The 22,266-nt window shown below is 47.1% G+C and carries 20 protein-coding genes; 10 read left to right on the top strand and 10 right to left on the bottom strand.

What is annotated here, in order from left to right; genetic code table 11:
• Positions 1-25: 25 nt before the first annotated feature.
• From C4S60_RS02935 to C4S60_RS02920, 4 genes are all read left to right on the top strand, one after another.
• Positions 26-1,036, top strand: a complete 1,011-nt coding sequence (locus tag C4S60_RS02935) for a glutathione S-transferase family protein (protein WP_103878828.1) — start codon at positions 26-28, stop codon at positions 1,034-1,036.
• Complete coding sequence (locus C4S60_RS02930) at positions 1,029-1,925, top strand: LysR family transcriptional regulator (RefSeq protein ID WP_103878827.1); 897 nt, start codon at positions 1,029-1,031, stop codon at positions 1,923-1,925. The genes C4S60_RS02935 and C4S60_RS02930 overlap by 8 nt, the downstream gene beginning before the upstream one ends.
• Before the next feature lie 226 nt (positions 1,926-2,151).
• Positions 2,152-4,992 carry an AMP-binding protein gene (locus C4S60_RS02925; protein WP_103878826.1) on the top strand — a complete coding sequence of 947 codons (2,841 nt, stop codon included), beginning with the start codon at positions 2,152-2,154 and terminating at the stop codon, positions 4,990-4,992.
• 148 nt (positions 4,993-5,140) lie between these two features.
• Complete coding sequence (locus tag C4S60_RS02920; protein WP_146060844.1) at positions 5,141-5,434, top strand: hypothetical protein; 294 nt, start codon at positions 5,141-5,143, stop codon at positions 5,432-5,434.
• 79 nt (positions 5,435-5,513) lie between these two features.
• On the opposite strand, the gene C4S60_RS02915 is transcribed toward C4S60_RS02920, so the two are convergent.
• Both C4S60_RS02915 and C4S60_RS02910 read right to left on the bottom strand, forming a co-directional pair.
• Positions 5,514-6,089, bottom strand: a complete 576-nt coding sequence (locus C4S60_RS02915; protein ID WP_103878824.1) for a hypothetical protein — start codon at positions 6,087-6,089, stop codon at positions 5,514-5,516.
• A gap of 102 nt (positions 6,090-6,191) precedes the next feature.
• Positions 6,192-7,790, bottom strand: coding sequence for an isocitrate lyase (locus C4S60_RS02910; RefSeq protein ID WP_103878823.1), 1,599 nt, complete (start codon positions 7,788-7,790; stop codon positions 6,192-6,194).
• Positions 7,791-7,923: 133 nt separating this feature from the next.
• Between C4S60_RS02910 and C4S60_RS02905 the strand changes: the two genes are divergently transcribed.
• Together C4S60_RS02905 and C4S60_RS02900 are read left to right on the top strand one after the other, a co-directional pair.
• Positions 7,924-8,880: a LysR family transcriptional regulator gene (locus C4S60_RS02905; protein ID WP_103878822.1), complete on the top strand. Its 957-nt coding sequence runs from the start codon at positions 7,924-7,926 to the stop codon at positions 8,878-8,880.
• A gap of 127 nt (positions 8,881-9,007) precedes the next feature.
• The gene (locus C4S60_RS02900; RefSeq protein WP_103878821.1) at positions 9,008-11,194 is read left to right on the top strand and encodes a malate synthase G; all 2,187 of its coding nucleotides are present in this window, start codon (positions 9,008-9,010) and stop codon (positions 11,192-11,194) included.
• Positions 11,195-11,392: 198 nt separating this feature from the next.
• Here C4S60_RS02900 and C4S60_RS02895 read toward each other — a convergent pair whose 3' ends face one another.
• From C4S60_RS02895 to ohr, 4 genes are all read right to left on the bottom strand, one after another.
• Positions 11,393-12,340 carry a carbon-nitrogen hydrolase family protein gene (locus C4S60_RS02895; RefSeq protein WP_244183005.1) on the bottom strand — a complete coding sequence of 316 codons (948 nt, stop codon included), beginning with the start codon at positions 12,338-12,340 and terminating at the stop codon, positions 11,393-11,395.
• Positions 12,341-12,986: 646 nt separating this feature from the next.
• Entirely contained in the window at positions 12,987-13,478 is a 492-nt protein-coding gene (locus C4S60_RS02890; protein ID WP_103878820.1) for a hypothetical protein, read from the bottom strand.
• A gap of 494 nt (positions 13,479-13,972) precedes the next feature.
• Positions 13,973-14,773 (bottom strand): glucosamine-6-phosphate deaminase, encoded by an 801-nt coding sequence (gene nagB / locus C4S60_RS02885; protein ID WP_103878819.1) that lies wholly within the window; start codon positions 14,771-14,773, stop codon positions 13,973-13,975.
• Positions 14,774-15,033: 260 nt separating this feature from the next.
• The gene (ohr, locus tag C4S60_RS02880; protein ID WP_103878818.1) at positions 15,034-15,456 is read right to left on the bottom strand and encodes an organic hydroperoxide reductase Ohr; all 423 of its coding nucleotides are present in this window, start codon (positions 15,454-15,456) and stop codon (positions 15,034-15,036) included.
• A gap of 121 nt (positions 15,457-15,577) precedes the next feature.
• Between ohr and ohrR the strand changes: the two genes are divergently transcribed.
• The 4 genes from ohrR (at position 15,578) to rarD (ending at position 19,155) form a co-directional block, all read left to right on the top strand.
• Positions 15,578-16,018, top strand: a complete 441-nt coding sequence (gene ohrR, locus C4S60_RS02875) for a transcriptional regulator OhrR (RefSeq protein ID WP_103878817.1) — start codon at positions 15,578-15,580, stop codon at positions 16,016-16,018.
• Positions 16,019-16,023: 5 nt separating this feature from the next.
• Positions 16,024-16,938, top strand: a complete 915-nt coding sequence (locus C4S60_RS02870; RefSeq protein WP_103878816.1) for a LysR family transcriptional regulator — start codon at positions 16,024-16,026, stop codon at positions 16,936-16,938.
• Positions 16,939-17,152: 214 nt separating this feature from the next.
• Positions 17,153-18,070, top strand: a complete 918-nt coding sequence (locus C4S60_RS02865; protein WP_103878815.1) for a DMT family transporter — start codon at positions 17,153-17,155, stop codon at positions 18,068-18,070.
• Positions 18,071-18,228: 158 nt separating this feature from the next.
• Positions 18,229-19,155, top strand: coding sequence for an EamA family transporter RarD (gene rarD / locus C4S60_RS02860; RefSeq protein ID WP_103878814.1), 927 nt, complete (start codon positions 18,229-18,231; stop codon positions 19,153-19,155).
• Between the two features lie 2 nt (positions 19,156-19,157).
• Here the strand turns inward: rarD and C4S60_RS02855 are convergent, their stop codons facing one another.
• From C4S60_RS02855 to C4S60_RS02840, 4 genes are all read right to left on the bottom strand, one after another.
• Positions 19,158-19,571 carry a MarR family winged helix-turn-helix transcriptional regulator gene (locus tag C4S60_RS02855; RefSeq protein ID WP_103878813.1) on the bottom strand — a complete coding sequence of 138 codons (414 nt, stop codon included), beginning with the start codon at positions 19,569-19,571 and terminating at the stop codon, positions 19,158-19,160.
• 3 nt (positions 19,572-19,574) lie between these two features.
• Complete coding sequence (gene dmeF, locus C4S60_RS02850) at positions 19,575-20,498, bottom strand: CDF family Co(II)/Ni(II) efflux transporter DmeF (RefSeq protein WP_103878812.1); 924 nt, start codon at positions 20,496-20,498, stop codon at positions 19,575-19,577.
• A gap of 217 nt (positions 20,499-20,715) precedes the next feature.
• On the bottom strand, positions 20,716-21,795 hold the full coding sequence (locus tag C4S60_RS02845; RefSeq protein ID WP_103878811.1) for an MBL fold metallo-hydrolase: 1,080 nt from the start codon (positions 21,793-21,795) through the stop codon (positions 20,716-20,718).
• A 90-nt stretch (positions 21,796-21,885) separates the two neighbouring features.
• A complete protein-coding gene (locus tag C4S60_RS02840) occupies positions 21,886-22,194 on the bottom strand; it encodes a DUF6482 family protein (protein WP_103878810.1) in 309 nt (102 codons plus the stop codon).
• Between the last annotated feature and the right edge of the window lie 72 nt (positions 22,195-22,266).

The following is a 22,266-nucleotide window of genomic DNA, read 5'->3' as shown; positions in this document are numbered from 1 at the left end:
CTGGCAGTTGAGAAGGAGTGTGAGTATGGGAAAGCTAGTCGCAGGTCAATGGTTCAACGATGATGAGCTTAGAGCGTTGGAGCAACAACAATATCAACGGACCAATGGGAAGTTTCAACGTGATAGTGCACAGTTTAGGCACTGGGTTACACTAGATGGCAGTGCTGGCGTTTCTGGGATAGGAGGCTTTAAGGCAGAAGCCGGACGCTATCATCTATTCGCTGCGCTGAACTGCCCCTGGGCACATCGAACCTTGATCTACCGGAGTGTTAAGCACCTGGAAAAGGTGGTGTCACTATCATTGGTCAAGCCATTAAGAACTGGTGAGGGGTGGGTATTTGAAGCGAATACTGCAAAGGGTGAGTCTAGGTTTACCGACTCACTTCTAGGGCTGACTGCATTGCATCAACTGTACTCAAAAGCCGACTCAAACTATACCGGGCGTGTAACTGTGCCTGTACTGTGGGACAAACAGCAAAGTAAAATCGTTAGTACAGAGTCAGCCGATATCATTCGCATGTTCAACAGCGCTTTTAATGATATCACCGGTGATACCCAGAACTTTTACCCCGATGCACTGAAAAAAGACGTCGATGAACTCAATGAATTCATCTATCGAAATCTCAACAATGGGGTATACCAAGCTGGTTTCGCTCGTACACAGGCCGCATACAATGAAGCCGTTGCCAACGTGTTCTCCGCGCTTGATAGTCTGGAGCTGCGATTGTCAGAAAGTCGCTATCTACTTGGTCAACACGTGACGGAAGCAGACTGGCGCTTACTACCAACATTGGTTCGTTTTGATGTCGCCTACTTCACTGCGTTTAAATGTAATTTGCGAGCACTGCGCGACTACCCGCAATTGTCACGTTATTTGCGAGATATGGTCAGCCTTCCTAATGTTGCCAAAACTATAGAGCTGGATGTTTATCGTAAAGGATATCACTCAGTGAGTCCGTTGCGTAACCCACATGGGATTGTTTCAATCGGCCTAGAGCCTGCGTTCTCGTTGTCGAGTGAGGTTAAGCATGTCTAAAGTCACACTGGAACAATGGCGTATGTTCCGCGCAGTTGTTGAAAACGGTGGTTTCAATCAAGCTGCAGACGCAGTTAACAAAAGCCCCTCAACGATACATAACGCAATTCAAAAGCTCGAGTCAGGTCTTGATCTTAGACTGTTTAAAATGATTGGCCGCCGAGCAACGCTGACACACGCGGGAGAACTTGTGTTGCGTCGAGCGAGTCATCTTCTGGACGAGGCAGACAAGCTCGAAGTGTTATCTTATCGACTTAGGTCTTCTAAAGATGGACGGGTACGCATTGCTGTTGATCAGGTATTTCCAAGACAGCGATTGCATCAGGCATTGACGGCTGTGTCGGATGCATTTCCAAATGCGAATATTGACGTTTTTGAATCAACATTAAGCGGTACCACAGAGCTACTCAAGCTTGGTGAGGTTGATATAGCAATTGGTGCGTATCCTATTGCAGACCGATACTCAGAAGAAATTGATCATATCGATTTCTTGGCGGTTGTCAGCCCTGCGCACGCTTTGAACAGCCTTAGGGCGTCTTTGACGATGGAGGATCTGATTCCTTATCGCCAGATAGTGGTACGGGACTCCGGACACGAACGAAAGCTTGATCATGGCTGGTTGGGTGCCAATCAGCGCTGGACGGTAGACAATGTAGAGACTTCCGTTCAATTGGTGAGTCTCGGTTTCGGCTATGCGTGGCTGCCGAATGAAGCGGTAAAAGACAAAGTGGAACGGGGGGAACTTGTGCCTCTACCTTTGAGTTTCAATCATGCTAAGACCAGTCAGTTCTATTTGATGGCTAATGACCTAGAGGCATTAGGAGAGATGGGCCATTGCTTTGTTGATGCGATCCGTTTGTCCAATCCTCTGAAGAATAATCTGGAATGACGCGATAGAGTCATCGTTGCCGCTGCAGAAATAACGGGCCATAATCAGGACGTTGAGTCTGCGCCGTTTGCAGTTCCTTGTTCCCAAGAGGTTGCCATTAACAGTCTAATTTGATCTTTCTAGCCACATAATATTTCACGCATATCTGAACTAAACTCTAAGTAAGTGAACGTTTTATGGCTAAGTAAAGCGAATGGTAACTCTTCTTTGAACAGGAAGCTTTAGCATGTCAGACAATAACCATAACACTACGAAACAAACGACGGCAGAGGTGGCCCAATCGGTCCTCGATACTGTTAGAGTACTTATGCTTGAGTTGGATCCAGAATCTTTGTCCTCCGTAAATCTAAATCTTAAGAGTGACCTTGATAGTGAACTGGGGTTTGACAGCCTGACCCGAGCCGAATTACTGACACGTATCGAAACGCATTTTCATGTCTCACTGCCTGAGCACTCACTTTCTGGCATCGCAACGCCAGAAGATATTGTGCAAGCGATACAGCAGGCAGTATCAACCCCATTGGTGGAGCCTGTCATTACTCAGCTTCACCAAATCAAATTGGATACCGTGGACCAGATGCCAGATGATGTCGAATCACTTCAGGCGTTATTGGACTGGCACGTGGAACATCATCCTGACCGACCTCACCTTTATGTTTTTCAAAATGCCAATGATGTGGAAGAAATCAGTTATCAAAAACTGAAAGACAAGGCGATGGAGATCGCAGCAGGATTGATCAATGCAGGGGTCGAAGCCGGTGATTGTGTGGCGATCATGCTGCCGACCAGCAATGATTATTTTTTCAGCTTTTTTGGCATCCTGTATGCGCGGGCCATTCCAGTGCCAATTTATCCCCCGGCGAGACTGCAGCAGATAGAAGATCATTTGGGCCGTCATGCCAGTATTTTGAATAATGCCGAGGCCAAATTGCTGATCACCGTCCCCGAAGCCAAGCCGCTTGCTCACCTGCTGAAACTGCAGGTTCCGTCGATAGAGGCAGTGGTGACGGCCTCGGATCTTCAGGGTTCAACTGAACCGGTCGAGGTTGGGGACGCACAGACTGATGATATTGCATTTTTGCAGTACACGTCAGGCAGTACCGGCGTGCCGAAAGGCGTTACGTTGACTCACTCAAACTTGTTGGCCAACGTCAGGGCGATGGGGAAGGCGGTGGGCGCCAGTTCAAATGATGTGTTTGTGAGTTGGCTGCCTGTGTATCATGACATGGGGCTTATCGGTGCGTGGCTCGGCAGTCTTTACCACACCATGCCTCTGGTGATCATGTCACCATTGCTGTTCTTAACTAAGCCACAGCGATGGCTATGGGCGATCCATCACTACAAAGGTACACTGTCGCCAGCCCCTAATTTTGCCTACGAGTTATGCGTTAGTCGGGTCAAGGAGAGTGAACTGGAGGGGCTTAACCTCAGCAGTTGGCGGTTGTCCTGGAATGGAGCTGAGCCAGTGAGTCCGCAATCTATTGCCAATTTTACCGAAAAGTATGCGCCGTATGGATTCAAACCGGAAACCATGTCGCCGGTTTACGGTTTGGCAGAATCGTCAGTTGGTCTGACCTTTCCTCTGGAAGTGCGAAAGCCTCGTGTTGAGTATTTCGACAGAGAATCACTCAGTCGCAATGGCCGGGCAGTCGCTGTAACACGAGAGGCGGCTGGCGCAATTCCAGTGGTGGGGCTGGGACAGCCTTTAGTGGGTCACCAAATACGGATCGTCGATGAACTGGGAAAAGAGCTACCAGAAGGTGAAGAAGGGGAACTGGAATTTAAGGGGCCTTCTGCGACACAGGGCTACTATCGCAATCCAGAAAAAACCCGCGAGCTTTATCACGATGATTGGCTGGTAACCGGAGACCGTGCCTTCACTCTGAGTGGCGAATTGTTTCTCACTGGCCGCACCAAAGACATCATCATCAAAGCTGGCCGGAATATCTACCCACATGAACTGGAACAGGCAGTGGGTGGTATTGACGGCGTTCGTAAAGGGTGTGTGGCGGTATTTGGCAGTCAGGATCGTCGATCTGCTACCGAAAAACTCATCGTGCTTGCTGAAAGTCGCGAAACCGATCCTCGCACCTTACGCTCGTTCAAGAAGCAGATAAACAACCTGGCGGTTAGGCTATTGGGCAGTCCGGCAGATGATATTGTTATTGGTCCACCCCATACCATCCCCAAAACATCCAGCGGTAAGATCCGCCGCAGTGCTTGTAAGGATCTCTATCAGGAAGGACAGTTGGGTAGGCAGCCGAAGGCATTTTGGCATCAAGCGATGCATTTGGCTGTCGCTGGCGTTGTACCGCAGCTGCGACGATATGTGCGTACGCTACAAGATGTCGGTTATGCGGCCTATGCCTGGTTTATTTTGGGGGTATTGTCGCCAATGGTATGGATTTTAGTGGCGCTGCTTCCGAAGAAGTCCTGGTGCTGGGCCGTGACCCGAATGGGTGCCAGAGCACTGATAACGCTTACGGGCACGAAATGCACGGTGACAGGGCTGGAAAATCTGCCTGATGAGCATCAGCCTCGTATTCTGGTGGTGAACCATTGCAGCTACCTCGATGGGTTGGTATTGATTGCGACAACCGGTTTGGAGTGTCGTTTCGTGGCTAAAAGTGAGTTCTTAAGCAACCCGTTTACTCGTATTTTTTTAAGCAAACTGGGTACTGAGTTTGTTGAGCGATTTGATGTTGAAAAGAGTGTGGTTGATGCCAAACGCTTGATGGCAGACGTCGACGAACGCCAACCGCTGGTGGTCTTTCCGGAAGGCACCTTATATCGCATGGCCGGTTTACATCAGTTCCACATGGGGGCTTTTATCGCGGCGGTGAGTTCGGATGTGCCGGTTATACCAATCACACTTTGTGGGACACGATCCAAACTCAGGGGAAATTCGTTGTTTCCGCGCAGAGGAGATGTGAGTGTCACCATAGGAAAGCCGCTGTATCCTGAAGGGGACGGTTGGAGCGCCGCCATTTCGTTACGCGATAAAGCCAGAACCGATATTCTTAGTCATTGTGGGGAGCCGGATATGGCGCATAACTCGGTAAGGTGAGCAGTTAACAAGCAGCAGCACAAAGACCCATCAGCCACACTGATAGTACATATTTTCACCAGATTGTCGTCTTTCGCTATAGTGACCACATCGAGCCAGGGTAACGGAGTATTCGGCTATTCGCTAACGATGAATGTCTGGGGTGACTATGATGAAACAACGTACTCAACTTGCTGCGCTATCACTATTACTCTCTGTATCTGCGGTGTCTTTTGCCAGTGACATTGACCATAATCATGGCGACTTTGTGGGTGAGAAAGAGGTGGCGGTTAGCCAATACACTAGTGATAAAGTCAAGACGTGTCTGTATAAGGGCAGCACCGAAGAGCCGATCGAATTGAAGTGGGGTAAGACGCTCACCTGTCCGGACTCGATAACCATGAATGCAACTGTGATTCATGAAGGCGATGGTCTGAATACTTCTGGCTTCAAGAGACTGTAAGTCGTGTAAGGTTCACTTCTCTTAATTCAAACAAAACACCGAGCACTGACGCTCGGTGTTTTGCTCAAATGCGTTCTATTTATTGTGGGACTGATTCTGACATTAACTCAATACAAGCCGGGCTGATATCCTCATCAATGTAAGCCATCCCCAATTTGTCCAGGAACTCCATGCGGTCAGCAGATCGTAAGTCAATGTCAGGCCCTGAAAAGCCTTGGTTTTGATAGACATGGGCCAGATGAACCATAAATTGTTCACCGTCTTGCATCATCAGCAAGCTCATTGCTCCAACATCGGGCTTCACCTTAGCACGCTGTTTTTCTGAAAGATTAACCTGCAGAACGACAGGCGCCTCTTCGCCCTCAAAGCGAACACTGCGTTTTCTGACGGTTTGCTGCGCCCAATAGTAGGCGAGTTCTTTACTCTGAGTCAGAAAAACAGGCTCGACGCGTTCAGCATACTGGTTACCAATGGTCGCCATAGTGGCTTTGGCCGCTTCATTGAGCGCTTTGTCGCCTGAGCGCTTGAGCCCCTGACTCTGGATTGATAGCAATAGGGCAGAGGAGGTGCCGTGATACCAGGTATCACCCGTTGCAAAACCATCTTGTGACAGTAAGTCTTTTGCATCTTTTAGATGAGAGGGAACAGTTGTCATAGGCATTCTCAATTAACAATGAATAGGATTAGTTTAACAAACCTTTAGAGGTCAAAAAGCGACTCGAGAGCCGCTTTTTTCATTAAGTTCAATTCATTACGATTAATCGAACTGATTCGACGTGTTCAACTCGCCAGCCGCTTTCAGCGCGTTCTCACCAGCAAAGTATTCTTTGTGGTCATCACCAATATCAGAACCAGACATGTTTTGGTGTTTCACACATGCAATACCTTGACGGATTTCTTGACGTTGAACGTTCTTAACGTAGCCAAGCATGCCTTCATCACCGAAGTATTCTTTCGCCAGGTTATCTGTTGATAGTGCAGCAGTGTGGTACGTTGGTAGCGTGATTAGGTGGTGGAAGATACCCGCTTCACGAGATGCATCTGCTTGGAATGTACGGATCTTGTCATCAGCGCGCTTAGACAGTTCAGTTTCGTCATATTCAGCGCTCATTAGATTTGCACGATCGTATGCCGATACATCTTCACCAGCTTCAACCATAGCGTCATACGCTTGTTGGCGGAAGTTCAGTGTCCAGTTGAATGAAGGCGAGTTGTTGTAAACCAGCTTCGCGTTCGGGTGTACTGCACGTACGCCGTCCATCATCTCTTTGATTTGACCGATGTGTGGCTTCTCAGTTTCAATCCAAAGTAGATCAGCACCTGCGTTGATAGCTTCGATACAGTCAAATACACAGCGGTCTTCACCGGTACCTGAGCGGAACTGATATAGGCCAGAAGGTAGACGCTTAGGACGTACTAGCTTGCCATCGCGGTTAAAGCAAACGTCGCCTTGCTTCATATCAGCTACATCGATCTCTTCAACGTCCAGGTAAGAGTTGTAGATATCGCCTTGGTCACCAGGCTCTTTCACAACCGCAATCTCTTTGGTTAGGCCAGCGCCTTGAGAGTCCGTACGTGCCACGATGATGCCGTTGTCGATGCCAAGCTCCAGGAATGCATAACGTAACGCGCGCAATTTCGCGTGGAAGTCGGCATGAGGTACGGTTACTTTACCGTCCTGGTGACCACATTGTTTCTCGTCCGCTACTTGGTTTTCAATCTGTAGACAACAAGCACCCGCTTCAATCATTTTCTTAGCCAGCAGGTAAGTCGCTTCAGCGTTACCAAAACCTGCATCGATATCCGCTACGATGGGCACAACGTGAGTTTGGTGGTTGTCGATTTTATCCTGGATTTGGTCTTGCAGTGCTAGGTCACCCGCTTCACGTGCTGCATCAAGTTCTCGGAATAGACCACCCAGTTCACGTGCATCCGCCTGGCGAAGGAAAGTGTATAGCTCTTCGATAAGTGCAGGAACAGAAGTTTTCTCATGCATTGACTGATCAGGAAGAGGACCAAAGTCAGAGCGAAGTGCTGCCACCATCCAACCTGAAAGGTATAGGTAACGTTTGTCCGTGTTGCCACCAAAGTGCTTCTTAATTGAAATCATCTTTTGTTGGCCGATGAAACCGTGCCAGCAACCAAGTGATTGTGTGTATTGAGAGCTGTCTGCATCGTAGGCTGCCATGTCTGCACGCATAATATCCGCCGTGTATTGCGCGATATCCAGGCCTGTTTTGAATTTGTTCTGAGCACGCATGCGAGCAGCTGATTCAGCGTCGATAGCATCCCATGGCGTACCTGCAGCGCGTTTAGCAACTTCGATCATTTCGATATCTTGATTAATTTGCGACATAACTATTCCTTAGTTTCACGTTGGGTATAGGGTGGCTAGTAGCCTGTTGTATTAACTTGTTGTTATGGACAAATCGTAGTCGCTTGTGTGATAATTTTGTTAATTTATAGTTATTATACTCGGTATTTTTTAAATGAATATTGCTCGTATTGACCTTAATTTGCTTGTGTATTTAGACGTGTTGCTGAGGGAGAGAAATGTCACTCGTGCAGCGAATCAACTGGGAATTACTCAGCCAGCGATGAGTAACGGACTACGCCGTTTACGCGATTTGTTTGAGGACCCGTTACTAGTGCGTACCAGTGAAGGGATGGTGCCGACTGAGCGAGCACAAAAGCTGCAACCTCAAATCCGAAATATCCTTGCCAATGTCGAAAAAACTGTTCAACCCACGACGGAATTTAATGCCGAAGACAGCGAACGAGTGTTTCGTATTATGGCCAGTGATTATGCAGAATCGACCCTGATTCAGCCTCTACTTGAGCGTCTTAGTGAGATAGCACCAAAAATCCGCCTCGATATCATGACGCCCAGTGATGTCAGTTACCAGGACGTCGAACAGGGCAGTGTCGATATCATCATTAACCGATTTGATGACATTCCCCAGTCCTTTCACCAAATGAGTTTATGGCACGATGGCTTCTCATGTCTGTTTAGTTGCGATAACCCCATTGCGGATAACTTTGATTTGTTTTCTTATCTAAAGGCACAGCATATCTGGGTAAGCAAAACGGGTATGGGGACGGGGGTAGGGATCAACCCGAGTCAGGCACAAAAGTTGGGTTGGATTGACGAGGCACTGATGCGAATCGGCAAAACACGCAACATTACTGTGTTTACCCGCCATTACCTGTCAGCCATCTTATTTGCCCAACAGAAAAACCTCATTCTGACGATTCCTAGTAAAGCGGCGCAGTCTCAGCGTAATAACCCTAAGTTACTTATCAAACCCGCTCCGTTTGCGATTGAACCTTTTGAAGTGAAGATGGCCTGGAGTCCGCTTTTACAGAGTAATCCAGACCATCAGTGGATGCGTCGACTGATTAAAAGTGTGGCCAATGAAATCGAAAGTGGTCAGACAGAAGCGTGACGTTTTCGTCGCCAAAGTGGGGTATTTTTTTTATGAATGTTTACTATAAACGGCATAAATTAGCCAAATTATCATCCATTACGTAACTTTTATGTAAGTCGTCATCGGTAACTTCGAGAGAGATTTTATGAGCAGTCGTATTCAACAGGGAAGCTTGAAGATAGATAGCACCCTCCACGCGTTAGTTAATGATCACATCATCCCAGGGACTGGCATTGATGCCGGAGCATTCTGGCAGTCTTTTGAAGCCATTCTTAATGATCTTGCCCCTAAGAATAAAGCCTTGTTGATCAAACGTGACGATCTTCAGCATCAAATCGATGTCTGGCATCAGGAGCGCGCAGGTCAGGCTATTGATCCAGTGGAATACAAAACATTTTTGCAGCAAATCGGTTATCTGGTTCCTGAAGGTGATGACTTTGAAGTATCAACTGCCAGCGTAGAGCCAGAAATTGCGACACAGGCGGGGCCCCAGCTGGTGGTGCCTATCATGAATGCTCGATTTGCTTTGAATGCTGCGAACGCCCGTTGGGGAAGCTTGTATGACGCATTGTATGGTACCGATGTTATTAGTGAAGACGATGGTGCAGAACGTGGCGGCAGTTTCAATCCGGTACGCGGCGAGAAGGTGGTGAAATATGCCCGAGAATTTCTTGATCAAGCGGTACCACTGAACGGGGTCTCACACCAGGATGTCACGCAATACAGCATCAGTAACGTCAGTGTCGGTAACACATTAACGGCGACATTAGCGAATGGCGAAGAAGTGACCCTAATGGATAGCACGCAGTTTATTGGCTATCAGGGAGAAGCGAGTGCACCATCGTGTATCCTGTTGAAACACAATAACCTGCACATCGAAATCCAAATTGACCCTAATACCCCCATTGGACGAGTGGACGCTGCGGGCATTAAAGATGTAATGGTCGAAGCCGCGCTGACAACCATCATGGATTGTGAAGATTCAGTGGCGGCTGTTGACGGGGAAGATAAAGCTCTGGCTTATTCAAACTGGCTGGGTTTGATGAAGGGCGAGCTTCAGGAAACCTTGGAGAAAAACGGTAAAACCATCGTACGCAGTCTGAATCCCGACCGACATTATACCAGCGTCACTGGTGGTGAAATTGCCCTTAAAGGCCGCAGCATGCTGTTTATCCGTAACGTAGGTCATCTGATGACCAACCCGGCGATACTGGATGCACAAGGTAACGAAGTGCCAGAAGGTATTATGGATGGCATGATCACATCGCTTATCGCGATGCACGATTTGCAAGGCAATGGTCGTTATCAGAACTCTACGGCAAACAGCATCAACATAGTAAAACCGAAAATGCATGGCCCCGAAGAAGTGGCGTTCACCAATGAGCTATTTGGTCGAATTGAAGATGCTCTGGGATTGGAACGCTACACCATCAAGGTGGGCATCATGGATGAGGAGCGCCGCACGTCGGTAAACTTAAAAGAGTGCATCCGTGCTGCCAAAGACCGTGTGGTATTCATCAACACTGGCTTTTTAGACCGTACGGGTGATGAGATACATACCAGTATGGAAGCGGGACCGTTCGCACCAAAAGCCCAACTCAAATCCATGTCCTGGATTGGTGCTTATGAAGATCAGAACGTTGATCTTGGCCTGGCTTGTGGCCTGCAAGGAAAAGCGCAGATCGGTAAAGGGATGTGGCCAGAACCGGATAACATGGCAAAAATGATGGACGCAAAAATCGGTCATCCACAAGCCGGTGCGAATACCGCCTGGGTTCCGTCTCCGACCGCCGCAACGTTACATGCGCTGCACTACCACCAAGTCAGCGTACCAAGCCGTCAAAAAGAGCTGCGTGAACGTGTCAGAGCGAGTGTTGATGACATCCTTACTATTCCTTTACTGGGTAAACAGAAGTTAACTGCTGATCAAATCCAGAATGAACTGGATAATAATGCGCAAGGGATCCTGGGTTATGTAGTTCGCTGGATTGACCAGGGCGTGGGTTGTTCTAAGGTCCCAGACATTAATAACGTCGGCTTGATGGAAGATCGCGCAACATTGCGTATTTCCAGCCAGCATATCGCAAACTGGTTACGCCATGGCATCTGTACTGAAGCGCAGGTGATGAAAACCATGAAACGTATGGCCGAGATTGTTGACCAACAAAATGCCGATGACCCAAATTACAACAATATGGCCCCCAACTTTGACAGCAGCATTGCGTTCTCTGCCGCGTGTCAATTGGTGTTCGAAGGCTGCGCACAGCCCAATGGCTATACCGAGCCCGTATTGCACGCAATGCGACTCAAATTAAAATCAAAACAAAGATAAAACACTGTAATTACCAAGCCCAAGGTAACACCGCGCTTTTGAGCGCGGTTTTTTTTTGTGGTCTGAGTAACAGGCTTGGACTGGTTTTCAATTCAGTCTAATGTGGAACAAGGAGCTCGTGACATCAGTACAGAGATGAAATGCTCGTCTTCAATGTCACTGGAAAGCACTTCATCACGTATCTGTATGAACTCAGCTTTATTCGTCGTCGGTGAATGAAACGGGTGGGGCAGCGCGTCGGTCTACCTCCAGATGAAACACATCGGGTCGGTGGTAGTGACCCGCAACATCAAGGGATTTACGAGACTCTCGGGATGCCTCCACGTTTATCGTTGAGTACAGGATTTCTTTTTGGTTATTTAAAGGGCCGTCAGCAATTGCTCCAGAAGGTTTAATGACAACCGCACCTCCCGGATTAATCCATTCTTCTTCGTTAAACAGACGGTCACGCTCAGGGAAGTCTTGGGGAACGTCTTTGCCTTCAATGGCTGTCGCAGTACTTAATACCCAACAACCACCCTCTTTGGCGATATGTCTCATAGATGCAAGCCAAGTGTCCCCACAGTCCCATGTTGGTGCGAGGTAAATATCGATATCCTGAGCATACAGACTATAGCGCGCCAGCGGCATATAGTTTTCCCAACAGATGAGGCAGCCAATACGACCTACCGCCGTCTCGACGACATTTAATCCACGGGCGTCACCAAAACCCCAAACCATACGTTCGGGGTTAGTTGGCATCAATTTTCGGTGACGATTTAAGATCTCGCCATCGCTGTCAATGATGACGACAGTGTTATATATGGTGGAACCACTGAACTCAGAGTCGAGTTCGTTCATTCCCATGGCAACGACAATATTGTTTCGTTTAGCTGCTTCACAAATCTCGTTTAAATCACCGTTTGCAATGTCGACTGAGTTATTGCGTAGCTTTGCGTGAATCGTGTTGCTGAGTCCCAGATCACCACCAGGCTTTAGGCGCCATATCCATGTAGGATAACCGGGTAAAAAGGCTTCGGGGAAGAGTATGAGTTTGGCACCGTGATCGGCTGCTTCGTTGATCGTGGATACGGCTCTTTCAATACTTGATTGTAGATCTAAGAGGACAGGAGGTCTCTGTGCAATTGCGATCGATACATCCATCATTGTATCTCCATTACTATCTGATGATAGTTTCTATATCATTTTGTCAAAAATGACGAGAAAGGAGTTCAAAGTCGAACGTGAGATATCGAGTTCGAGGTTGAACGGTTAACTCTGACAGCTCACAAACAGAGTATTGAGTAATTATAGGTTAGAGGTGGATCCTTACCATTTCGGGCAGTTTGGACCTCTTTCAATCATCAACTCTATAGCACTGTATACCCGTTAATCTGTGCATAGCTTGAAAAAGTGTTCGCGATCTTGAAAGGAGACCCGCAGAAGGGGCTTGGTACATCTAGTTCGCTCGATGAGTTTGACAGATAAAAAAACACCGAGACAGAGTCTCGGTGTCAAAGATAGTAATAGTAAACTCGGGAGGGCTGAGTCTCCCAATACAAAAATCTTAAGGATCGTTAGCTATCCAACATAGCTACAGAGTGATCTTATATTCAGCGACCCAATTGGTGTATTAGACTAAAGGGGTAAAACTTCTGGTATAGGTGGAATCTGATTTTTCATTTTTGAACTGTTCAGAGGTGTCTGAGTTTTGTACCTATCGTCTTTGTAGCACCATGTTTTGCATGCCAAAGGCCAACCAAACGGTCTCTGGCTGGCCGATGAAATGTCCATAACTCTTGTTTTTGTGCAGTTAAATTAAGTCGGCGCAGTTTACGGTCTCAATACTACTGCCTAGGTCTATGTAAGCTCCACCTATGTCTGCCGCAATTTTTGGATAAAAACCGGCTTCTGCCGCTGCTTCAACATCAGTCAGACTGATCTTGTACATTTCCAGACCAAGCATTGATATATCATCAGGCAGGCAACTGGTATTGTCACCCTCTGTAAAACAGACGTCACCGCTGGTGTCCAAGGAGCCACAGATTTTGCCCGAAGTGACTTCGACGCCTGCTGCGGTCAGCGCCTCTTTCCCGACTTGAGGCATATCTTCTGGAAGGGTGGTGTCTGTATTGGTTACTATGTGCTCAAGGCTATAATAGCCTGCCGTCATAACACCAGTGCCATCGAACTCTGCGCCAGCGACAGTAAATACGGTGGTTTCTCCGTTTAAGATGTCTTGTATGTCTTCAGTCTGGCATCCAGTTAAGGCTAGCGCGGTTAACAATATCGCTGCTTTCTTCATATATTCCCTCATTGTGTGTTAACACTTACCACTTTGTTATCTATTAAGTGGCGGCCTACGCATTCAATACTTTAAGTAATACAGTAATTAATTTGAAAACACTATCAACATTGAGATTTGGATCACGGTTTGCCTATATAAACAGTCACTAACTTGAAGCCAATTAAAGATTTGAGCCGTTGCTTTGGAGCATGGGATTCAGTGCGAGAATGAGTGAACATAGCCTCGTGACCTGAGGTTAGGGTTTCACGTTATAACGTATTGAGTTCGATGACACTCGCTAAAGTTGGTAGAACCAATATAAGAAGAATTGGAGTGAATATGATCAGTAGGGATCTTGGTGAGGAGAGTCGGGCTTAGCTTGGCATATAAGCCCGACTGATACGGAGCTTTGGAATACGGTAGCACTCCATCGCTAGCCACTTACGTTATCAGTGACCTCTTTTTAGACAGGGAGCTTTGAAAAAGTTCCAACGCTCCCCATCAAAGAGTCTTTATAAGCCTTTAATGTTTTCTACTTCCAGTTCGTTGAAGTAGCGAACAGTTTTCACTTTAAGCTCTTGTTGTGCCGCGTCATCAGCAACGATGATCGCTTTCGGATGCATTTGTAGCGCAGTGACTGTCCACATGTGGTTTACAGAACCTTCTACCGCCATTTGTAGTGCTAGCGCTTTGTTGTGACCCATTGTTAGGATCATCACTTCTTCCGCATCTAGAAGCGTAGCAACACCAATAGTCAGTGCGTATTTTGGCACTTGGTTGATGTCGTTGTCGAAGAAACGAGAGTTTGCGATGCGCGTATCTTCAGTAAGCGTTTTAATACGAGTGCGAGAGTTGAGTGATGAACCTGGCTCGTTAAAGGCGATGTGGCCATCGATACCGATGCCGCCCATGAACAGGTTGATTTTGCCGTAAGAACGGATTTTTTCTTCGTACGCAGCACAATGTGCATCGATGTCATCTGCCAGGCCGTCAAGCAGGTTGATGTTCTCTTCCTGAATGTCAACGTGGTTGAAGAAGTTGTTGTACATGAAAGAGCGGTATGATTCTGGGTGCTCAGGGTCGATACCAACATACTCATCCATGTTGAAAGTGACAACGTGTTTGAAGCTTACGTCACCAGCTTTGTGCATCTCGATAAGCGCTTTGTACGTTGACAGAGGCGTTCCACCAGTAGGCAGACCTAGAACAAATGGTTTTTCAGCGGTTGGTTGGAAAGCGTTAATGCGCTCTACGATATGACGAGCAGCCCACTTACCTACTTGTTCTGCGTTCTGTAATGGAATAAGTCTCATGTTGATCCCCTAATAATAGAATTTAGTTTGTGCTGAAACATTAATTCGCATTATAAAATAAGTTTTTCGACACGGCTATTGTTTTTGTGTGAATTTTGCGATTTTTCTTGATCAGGATCGCTTTTTGCCTAACTGATCTCAGCCGAATTGTTAAAATTGACGAGGATTATTCGGAAAAATTCGAAGTAAAAATAAAGTATTGTGAAGATAAAGGCGGGGCAGGGAGAGTTGGGGGCTAGATATTTGCCCCCGGAGAAGAATCAGATGGCTTGACCATTTGCCGTGACTGCAACGTCGACGTTACCACGCAGTGCGTTTGAATACGGGCATACCTGATGCGCGACACGAACCAGTTCGATGGCGGCTGCATCGTCCATTTCGAGAGTGACATCCAGCGCGACATCCAGAACAAATCCACCTTGTTCATTAGCCTTCAATGCCACCGTGGCCTTGGTCGGTGCTTGCTTCAGGCCGAGCTTTTGCTGCTGGGCAACATGCAAAATAGCGTTAGAGAAACACGCAGAATAGCCAGCCGCAAATAATTGCTCTGGGTTAGTCGCGGTGCCGGTTCCTCCCAGTGCTTTTGGATAGGATAACGCCAGATCCAGCATACCGTCATCAGTAGAAACTTGGCCATTACGACCCGCAAGTGCTGTAGCAGAAGTTGTGTAAAGTGCAGACATAGAGTATTCCTTTTGAATATTTTAATTGTGTAAAATTAGGTTGTGCACAAACTATATTGTGAAATCGGTACGTTTGCAAGTATATTGTGCGCAATGTAAATAATAATTTTTGGGGGTCATTATGAAGCTGGATGGTTTAGAAGCGTTAGATATCGATAAACAAGTTTGTTTTGCCCTGTACAGTGCCAGTAATGCACTTACCCGAGCTTATCGACCGATACTGGATGCGATCGATTTAACCTACCTGCAGTATATGACCATGCTGGTGCTGTGGAAGAAAGCACCAATGAACGTCAAAGATATAGGTGCTGAGCTAAAACTGGACTCTGGCACACTGACGCCGCTGCTAAAGCGTCTTGAGCAAAAAGGACTAGTTGAAAGAAAGCGCAGTGAATCCGATGAACGTGCGCGAATGATTTCTGTGACAGAGGCTGGAACTAACCTCAAAGAGAAAGCACTGTCAGTGCCAGGGGCTATCGCCTGTAAAGCGCAATTAGAACTGGACGATGCGCTAACATTAAAACGTATATGCGAACGCCTGACCAACAATCTTATGGACTGATAAAGATGGATATTGAGGGATTATCACGAGTAGGCTTTAAGCACCTTCTGGCGCTTCATGTCATGCTCGACACAGGCAGTGTCACTAAAGCTGCCGAAGTATTGTCGGTGACACCATCAAGTGTGAGTAAGACGATTGCGCAGTTGCGTGACGTGCTGGACGATGAATTGTTCTATCGTGATGGGACATATCTGACTCCGACGCCTTATGCCGTCAAAATTGCGCCATTGATTCACTCTATGCTTGCCAGTATGAATGGTTTGCTACACCAGACACGCTTTGAGCCCACCAAGTTTGAAGGCCGATTCAGTTTGTCGATGCGTGAAAGTACGTTCGAATTGTTCGCCAATGCATTGACGAAGCTAACGCTGGAACACACACCCAAAGCGAAGCTTCACGTCATGAACAAAGCTAAGTTTGGCTTTGATGCGTTACACAGTGGTCAGGTAGACTTTATTATCCTGCCCCATGATGTCAGTCAGGCACCAACCAATACCAAAGAGCTGGTCTGGGAGGTGATTCTGGAAGACGAACTGGTCTGTTTGATGTCACCTGATCATCCTTTCGCCAATGAAGAATTGACGATAGAACACTATTTGAGTAGTCAACACATCGGAATCGCCGATGCTGAACTGAATCGCCCTTATTTCGAACAGACCTTGAGACAGAAACATCGTGCACGGGATGTGAAAGTGAACGTTTCAGATTTCGGTGCTGCAGCGGTCCTGTGTCATCAGTCTGAATTGCTGTTTACCTGCTCGCAGAAGTGGGCTGAGGTGGCGCGTCAGGCTAAGGGGCTGGTATCCAAACCCTTGCCTTTTGAGTATGGAAAAGTGGCGTACAGTCTGGTCTGGAACCGCGCAAGTATTAATGACCACGCAATCGCCTGGCTGTGTAATTACCTGAGAGACATTGCTTAATATTGGGTGATGTTTTCTAAGGCAGTTGCATATAGAACTATAATGGAATAGTCTGATTATTCACCAATCGGAGATGTCGATGCACGCATGGAATCACTACCTCTGGCTCTCACTCATGATACCTGTAGCCTGGTAGGAAGAACTGTGCCTGGCTGCGAGCAGAGCGTAGCCAGATCATCATGCTCAATCTCGTAGCCCAACCCAAGGAGCACGAATGAGCAATATCACTGAATCACAGACTGAGTCGCAACGAAATCAATATGTGCAGGGACTCGCATTCGCTTTGGCGGGCGCAGCACTGTTTTCAATTAAGCCGGTTCTTGTCAAGATTGCCTATCAATACGGTGGCGATGCGACGTCAATAATGGCGCTCAGAGCTTTTAGTTCGCTACCTTTTTATGTGTTCATACTGGTCCTGCTGTATCGCGATGAGGGCAAAAGGACACAAATAAAATCCTATGGTTGGCAAGCGGCGCTGGTGGGTGTTCTCGGGTACTACTTTGCCAGCTATCTCGATATTGCCGCATTAGCTCACATTTCCGCCCAACTGGAGCGTCTGCTGATTTTCTTGTTTCCTAGTATTGTGGTTCTTTTCTCCTGGCTGTTTCTTGGTCAACAACCGACTGTCTCAGTCGCCAAGGCTGTAGTGATCGGGTACACAGGTATTGGTCTGATTATGATGCATGATTTGGCCTCGTTTGGCAGTGATATCTGGTTGGGAAGTCTATTTGCAGTGGCTTCTGCCACCGTGTTCGCTGCTTATCTCATGCTGAGTAAGACGCTTATTGTCAAACTGGGTAGTGATACATTTACCAGTATCGGTATGGGCAGTGCCGGGGTGGCTATTCTCATTCACTTGGGTCTATCAGGAGTGTCAGTGACTGAATGGTCTGAAGAATTGGTGGGAATAGGTGTGCTGTTGGGACTTTTTTGTACTGTGTTACCCTCGTATTTGATTGCGGCTGGTATGGCCCGCCTGTCTCCGACTGAACTGAGCCTGACTTCAAACATCGGTCCAGGTATTACGGCGGTGATGGCAGTGATGATACTGGGGGAGGCGTTTACATTTTATCATACTTTGGGACTGCTCCTTGTGACCTATTCAGTCTACAGCATGAACAAAAGAAAATAGTGTGACGATACAGAACAGCTCGTGTTCTAGCACGAAAGAGGTGTTTGTCACACAGTGACATAACTCTATATCAGATAGAGAAAAATTCCGTATTCAAACTACTCGAAATCAGCTAATGTCCGCATGTTATTCACTGGGATAAAACAACGGGTCGATTTATGTTTCAGCGCTTTTTATCGCTATCCGACACTGCTAAGGGTGTAAGTGCTTCGATTTTAGCGTCGTGCTTGTTTGGTCTTTTGCCTCTCTATGTTCAATTTCAACCCGATATTGGTCAATTTGAAGTAGGTGGAGGTGAAGGGCACTGGATCGCCAGTCAGCGTGTGGTGTGGAGTGCGCTGGTGGTATTAGTGTTTTTGTCGGTTAGTCGTCGGCTAGGTCTGCTGTGGCAAGAGTTGAAACAGATCCGTCGCTGGCATCGCTACCTGATATCGGCACTACTCGTTGGCCCGCAATTCTGGATATTCGTCTGGGCCCCCTTGTTCGGTGAGACTCTTTCAGTGGCGCTCGGCTATTTTTCATTACCACTAGTGTTGGTTGTTGTGGGTAAGTTAGTGTATGGCGATAAGCTATCCCCTCTACAAAGTCTCGCCTGTTGTGTAGCGGCAGTGGGCGTTGCATATGCGTATGTAATGGCAGAGGGCCTGTCGTGGATCGTACTGCTGATTGCATTGGGGTATCCTGTTTACTTCATTCACAGGCGCAGTCTTAATGTGAAAAGTGATGTAGGTTTTGCACTCGACAATATTTTCCTGCTTCCGATTGCGCTTGCAGCCATCCTCTATCTACAACCGTTGCAACAGATACAACAACTCGAGCTTTCTGTCTGGGTATACTATTTGGGGCTGGCCGTTGCAGGCTCTGTACCTATGCTGCTATTCCTATATGCGTCACAATCTTTGTCTATGTCACTGTTTGGTTTGCTCGGGTATGTAGAGCCGGTGCTGGTATTCTGTGTCGGCCTGATGCTGGGTGAGCGAGTTGGCGCATCTGATATGCCGACTTACTTGTTGATCATGACCGCACTGGTGATCCTAGCGTTGGATGGGGTGAAACGAGCGCGTTCACATGGTGTGGTTAAGTAAGGTTAGAATTCGCGAACCATCTTGTCTAAACAGCTTTGCAGCACTTGAATTTCTGTATCAGAAAGATGCTGGGCGAGATCGTTGGTGAGTTGTAAATGCAAGTGATGATGGGCGTTATGCAGTTTCTTACCTTCATCTGTTAAACCGACCAGGATAGATCGCCTGTCTTCTTGATGAGGATGGCGCTCTAACAACCCAGCTGTAACTAGTTTTTCGACCTGCACGGTTAGTGTACCGGTAGTAATGCCAAGTCTATCGGCGAGCTCTTTCATCCGCATTGAGCCATGTGCACCTAATACTTCTACAGTATGAATTTGTGCTAGAGAATAGCCGGTCTCCTTTACAACTGATTGCTCCCAGGACGATAGCTTGTCATAGAACTCAATGATGAGGTTATTCAGATGGCTCAAACTCATGGGTTATTCCCGGTAGTGATTGGTTTCCAAAGTGATATGGCGGAGTTTATCAAACTTTGTAAGCACTTGTTTGAAGTCTTTGCTTGAGAGACCCGAGTCACTTACCAGACAAATACTGGTCGCAAAATGGTGAGCACTGACTTTCCAAATGTGAATGTCGGTTATTTGGGTATTGGGAATAGATTCCAATGCCTCTACAACGGCACTTTTGGTGTTATCGTCAATACTCTCATCCAATAAGGTTGGCCCGGTTTGTTTTAAGAGTTGCCACGCCCAACGGGTAATGATGATCGACCCTACGATACCCATCACAGGATCAAGCCAATGCCATCCCATATACTTGCCTATCACTAATGCCACTATCGCCAATAGTGAGGTGAGTGCATCGGCCAGTACATGAAAATATGCTGCCTTGAGGTTGTGATCATGGTGATGAACATGAGAGTGGGAATGAGCATGGTGTTCATGGACGTGTCCGTGTCCTAGTAAGAACATACTGGCGATATTGACAATGAGTCCAACCACCGCGACAAGAATCGCTTCGTTGAAGTGAATGGTAAGGGGAGAAAACAGTCGGTGTACAGACTCACCCATCATCAGCAGTGCTACAATGGAGAGTGCGATGGCGCTCGTAAATCCGCCTAGTACGCTCACCTTTCCCGTGCCATAGGAGTATTTCTCTGAGGTCTGGTGCTTTCGTGCATAATAATAGGCGAATAGAGTGATGCAGAATGCGGCCGCATGTGTACCCATATGCCAACCATCAGCGAGAAGAGCCATCGAACCAAACAGTGTTCCTGCAGAAATCTCGATCACCATCATTATCAATGTTAGCCAAAACACATACCAGGTTCGCCGTTCACCCTGGTGGTTATGTTGGATGAAGTCATGATCTAACTGATATTGCTCTACAATGAGTGGTTTCATATTATTTACTTTGATTGTCAAACTAAATTAACAATAGATTGTTTGACTGTCAAAGTAAAATGGTTATTGCGAATGAAACGGACATTAACGCTAGAACACCAAAATCAATGGTCCAGAAAAACTGTGGTGAACTGAAGTCTGTGTACCGATAGTGCTGTCGTTTCTGTTTTGATTCTAGAGCAGGCAATGGAGTGTGCTCCACGAGGCAAGATCGTGATCACTGTTGATTGTTGCTTTTGGGCAAATAATCTCGCCACCATCGTTCCTGAAAGCGCTCAATATCATCCATAGTGACAACGTCACCAAATCGAGGAGTGATCAGAGTTACATTTCGCTCCGATGCGATTGCGTCGATTTTCTCTAAAGGATCAAACCAGGCGTGGGTGCTAAGATTGAAAGTCGCGTTATGAATTGGGACGAGATATTTTCCTCTCAGGTCAATGTGAGCCTGAACCGTTTCCTTGGGAAACAAATGCATGGTTTGCCACAACGTATTGTAAGCACCATTCTCCATTAACGTGATGTCAAAAGGACCGTACTGGTCGCCAATTTGTCGGAATCCGGAGAAGTAGCCAGAGTCACCACTAAAGTAGATACGGTGTGTGTCGTTGAAAAGCACCCAGGATACCCACAACGTGGTGTTTTTATCGGTGAGTGAACGCCCGGAAAAATGTTGTGAGGGAACGGCGGCTAGGGAAACCTCCCCTAAGGTATTCTCGCTCCACCACCCCAATTCTGTTATGGCCTCGTCTTTGATGCCCCATTTACTCATGAGTGACTTGACGCCTAAAGGCACGTAAAAATGTTCTGTGCGACTGATCAGGGTTTTAATTGAAGCTTCATCGAGATGATCAAAATGGTTATGAGAGATGATAATCGCTTTTAATTTAGGGATGTCCTCCAGTTGCATGGCTGGAGGAGTAAATCTTTTAGGACCGATAAAATTGCTGGGGGAGGCGCGCTCTGAAAACACAGGATCGAATAACCAGTAGTGACCACTCAGTCTTAACAGTATGGTTGAGTGGCCAATTTTGACGAATGAGGGGGCAGCCTGCTGCTCCATTTTATCAAGAGCGGGGTGGACGACAGGAAGGTCCTCATTCGGAACGCTAAACGGACTGCCTTCGACGTAAATGGAGTAAATGGCGTCCAGTAATCCAACGTCGTTTGTTGCTACTTCATCATTGGTAAATCGTCCGTTGTCGAACCCTTGTTCGGCAGTATAGGATTTATTGTCGCTACAACCTGTCAAACTGTGTAGCGCGATAAGAAGCAGCCATAGACTTTTAGGTGTCATCACTTCCTCTTGGCTAATTGGCGAAACAACCCCCCTTAGATTAACGATCTATCTCCGCAGGTTTACGAATTATTCAGTCTAGCAGGCCTGTCATATCACTGCCTTAAAATCTCCAAGAGGAATCTCGAGGGTGTTTTCTCCTTCACGTATTGGACTGCCCACCATCTCATCGTAGGCACTCTGCTGTCGCAATACGACTTGTCTGGCCTCAAGGTTGTGGCAGACCCGACGCATGTCGACAATGTTGTGTGTACTTATGAGGTGCCCGTCATCTTGGGTTATGTAGTGCTCTTCCCCTTCAATGACAACCGATACCTGATACAAGGACATTTCCAGAGAGTGAATGATGATTTTGTCAAAGGGTGGATACTGTTCCAAAGTTCTCAATGTAGTGTTCATAATGGATGCCTGGCTAAAGATTCAGAAACTTGATACGACTCTGAGGCAAGGATCGTTCATTTTGATCAGTAA

It is taken from the genome of Vibrio hangzhouensis (assembly GCF_900107935.1).
Lineage (GTDB): Bacteria > Pseudomonadota > Gammaproteobacteria > Enterobacterales > Vibrionaceae > Vibrio > Vibrio hangzhouensis.
Note: the sequence above shows the minus strand (reverse complement) of the source record. Positions and strands in the feature narration are given on the sequence as shown.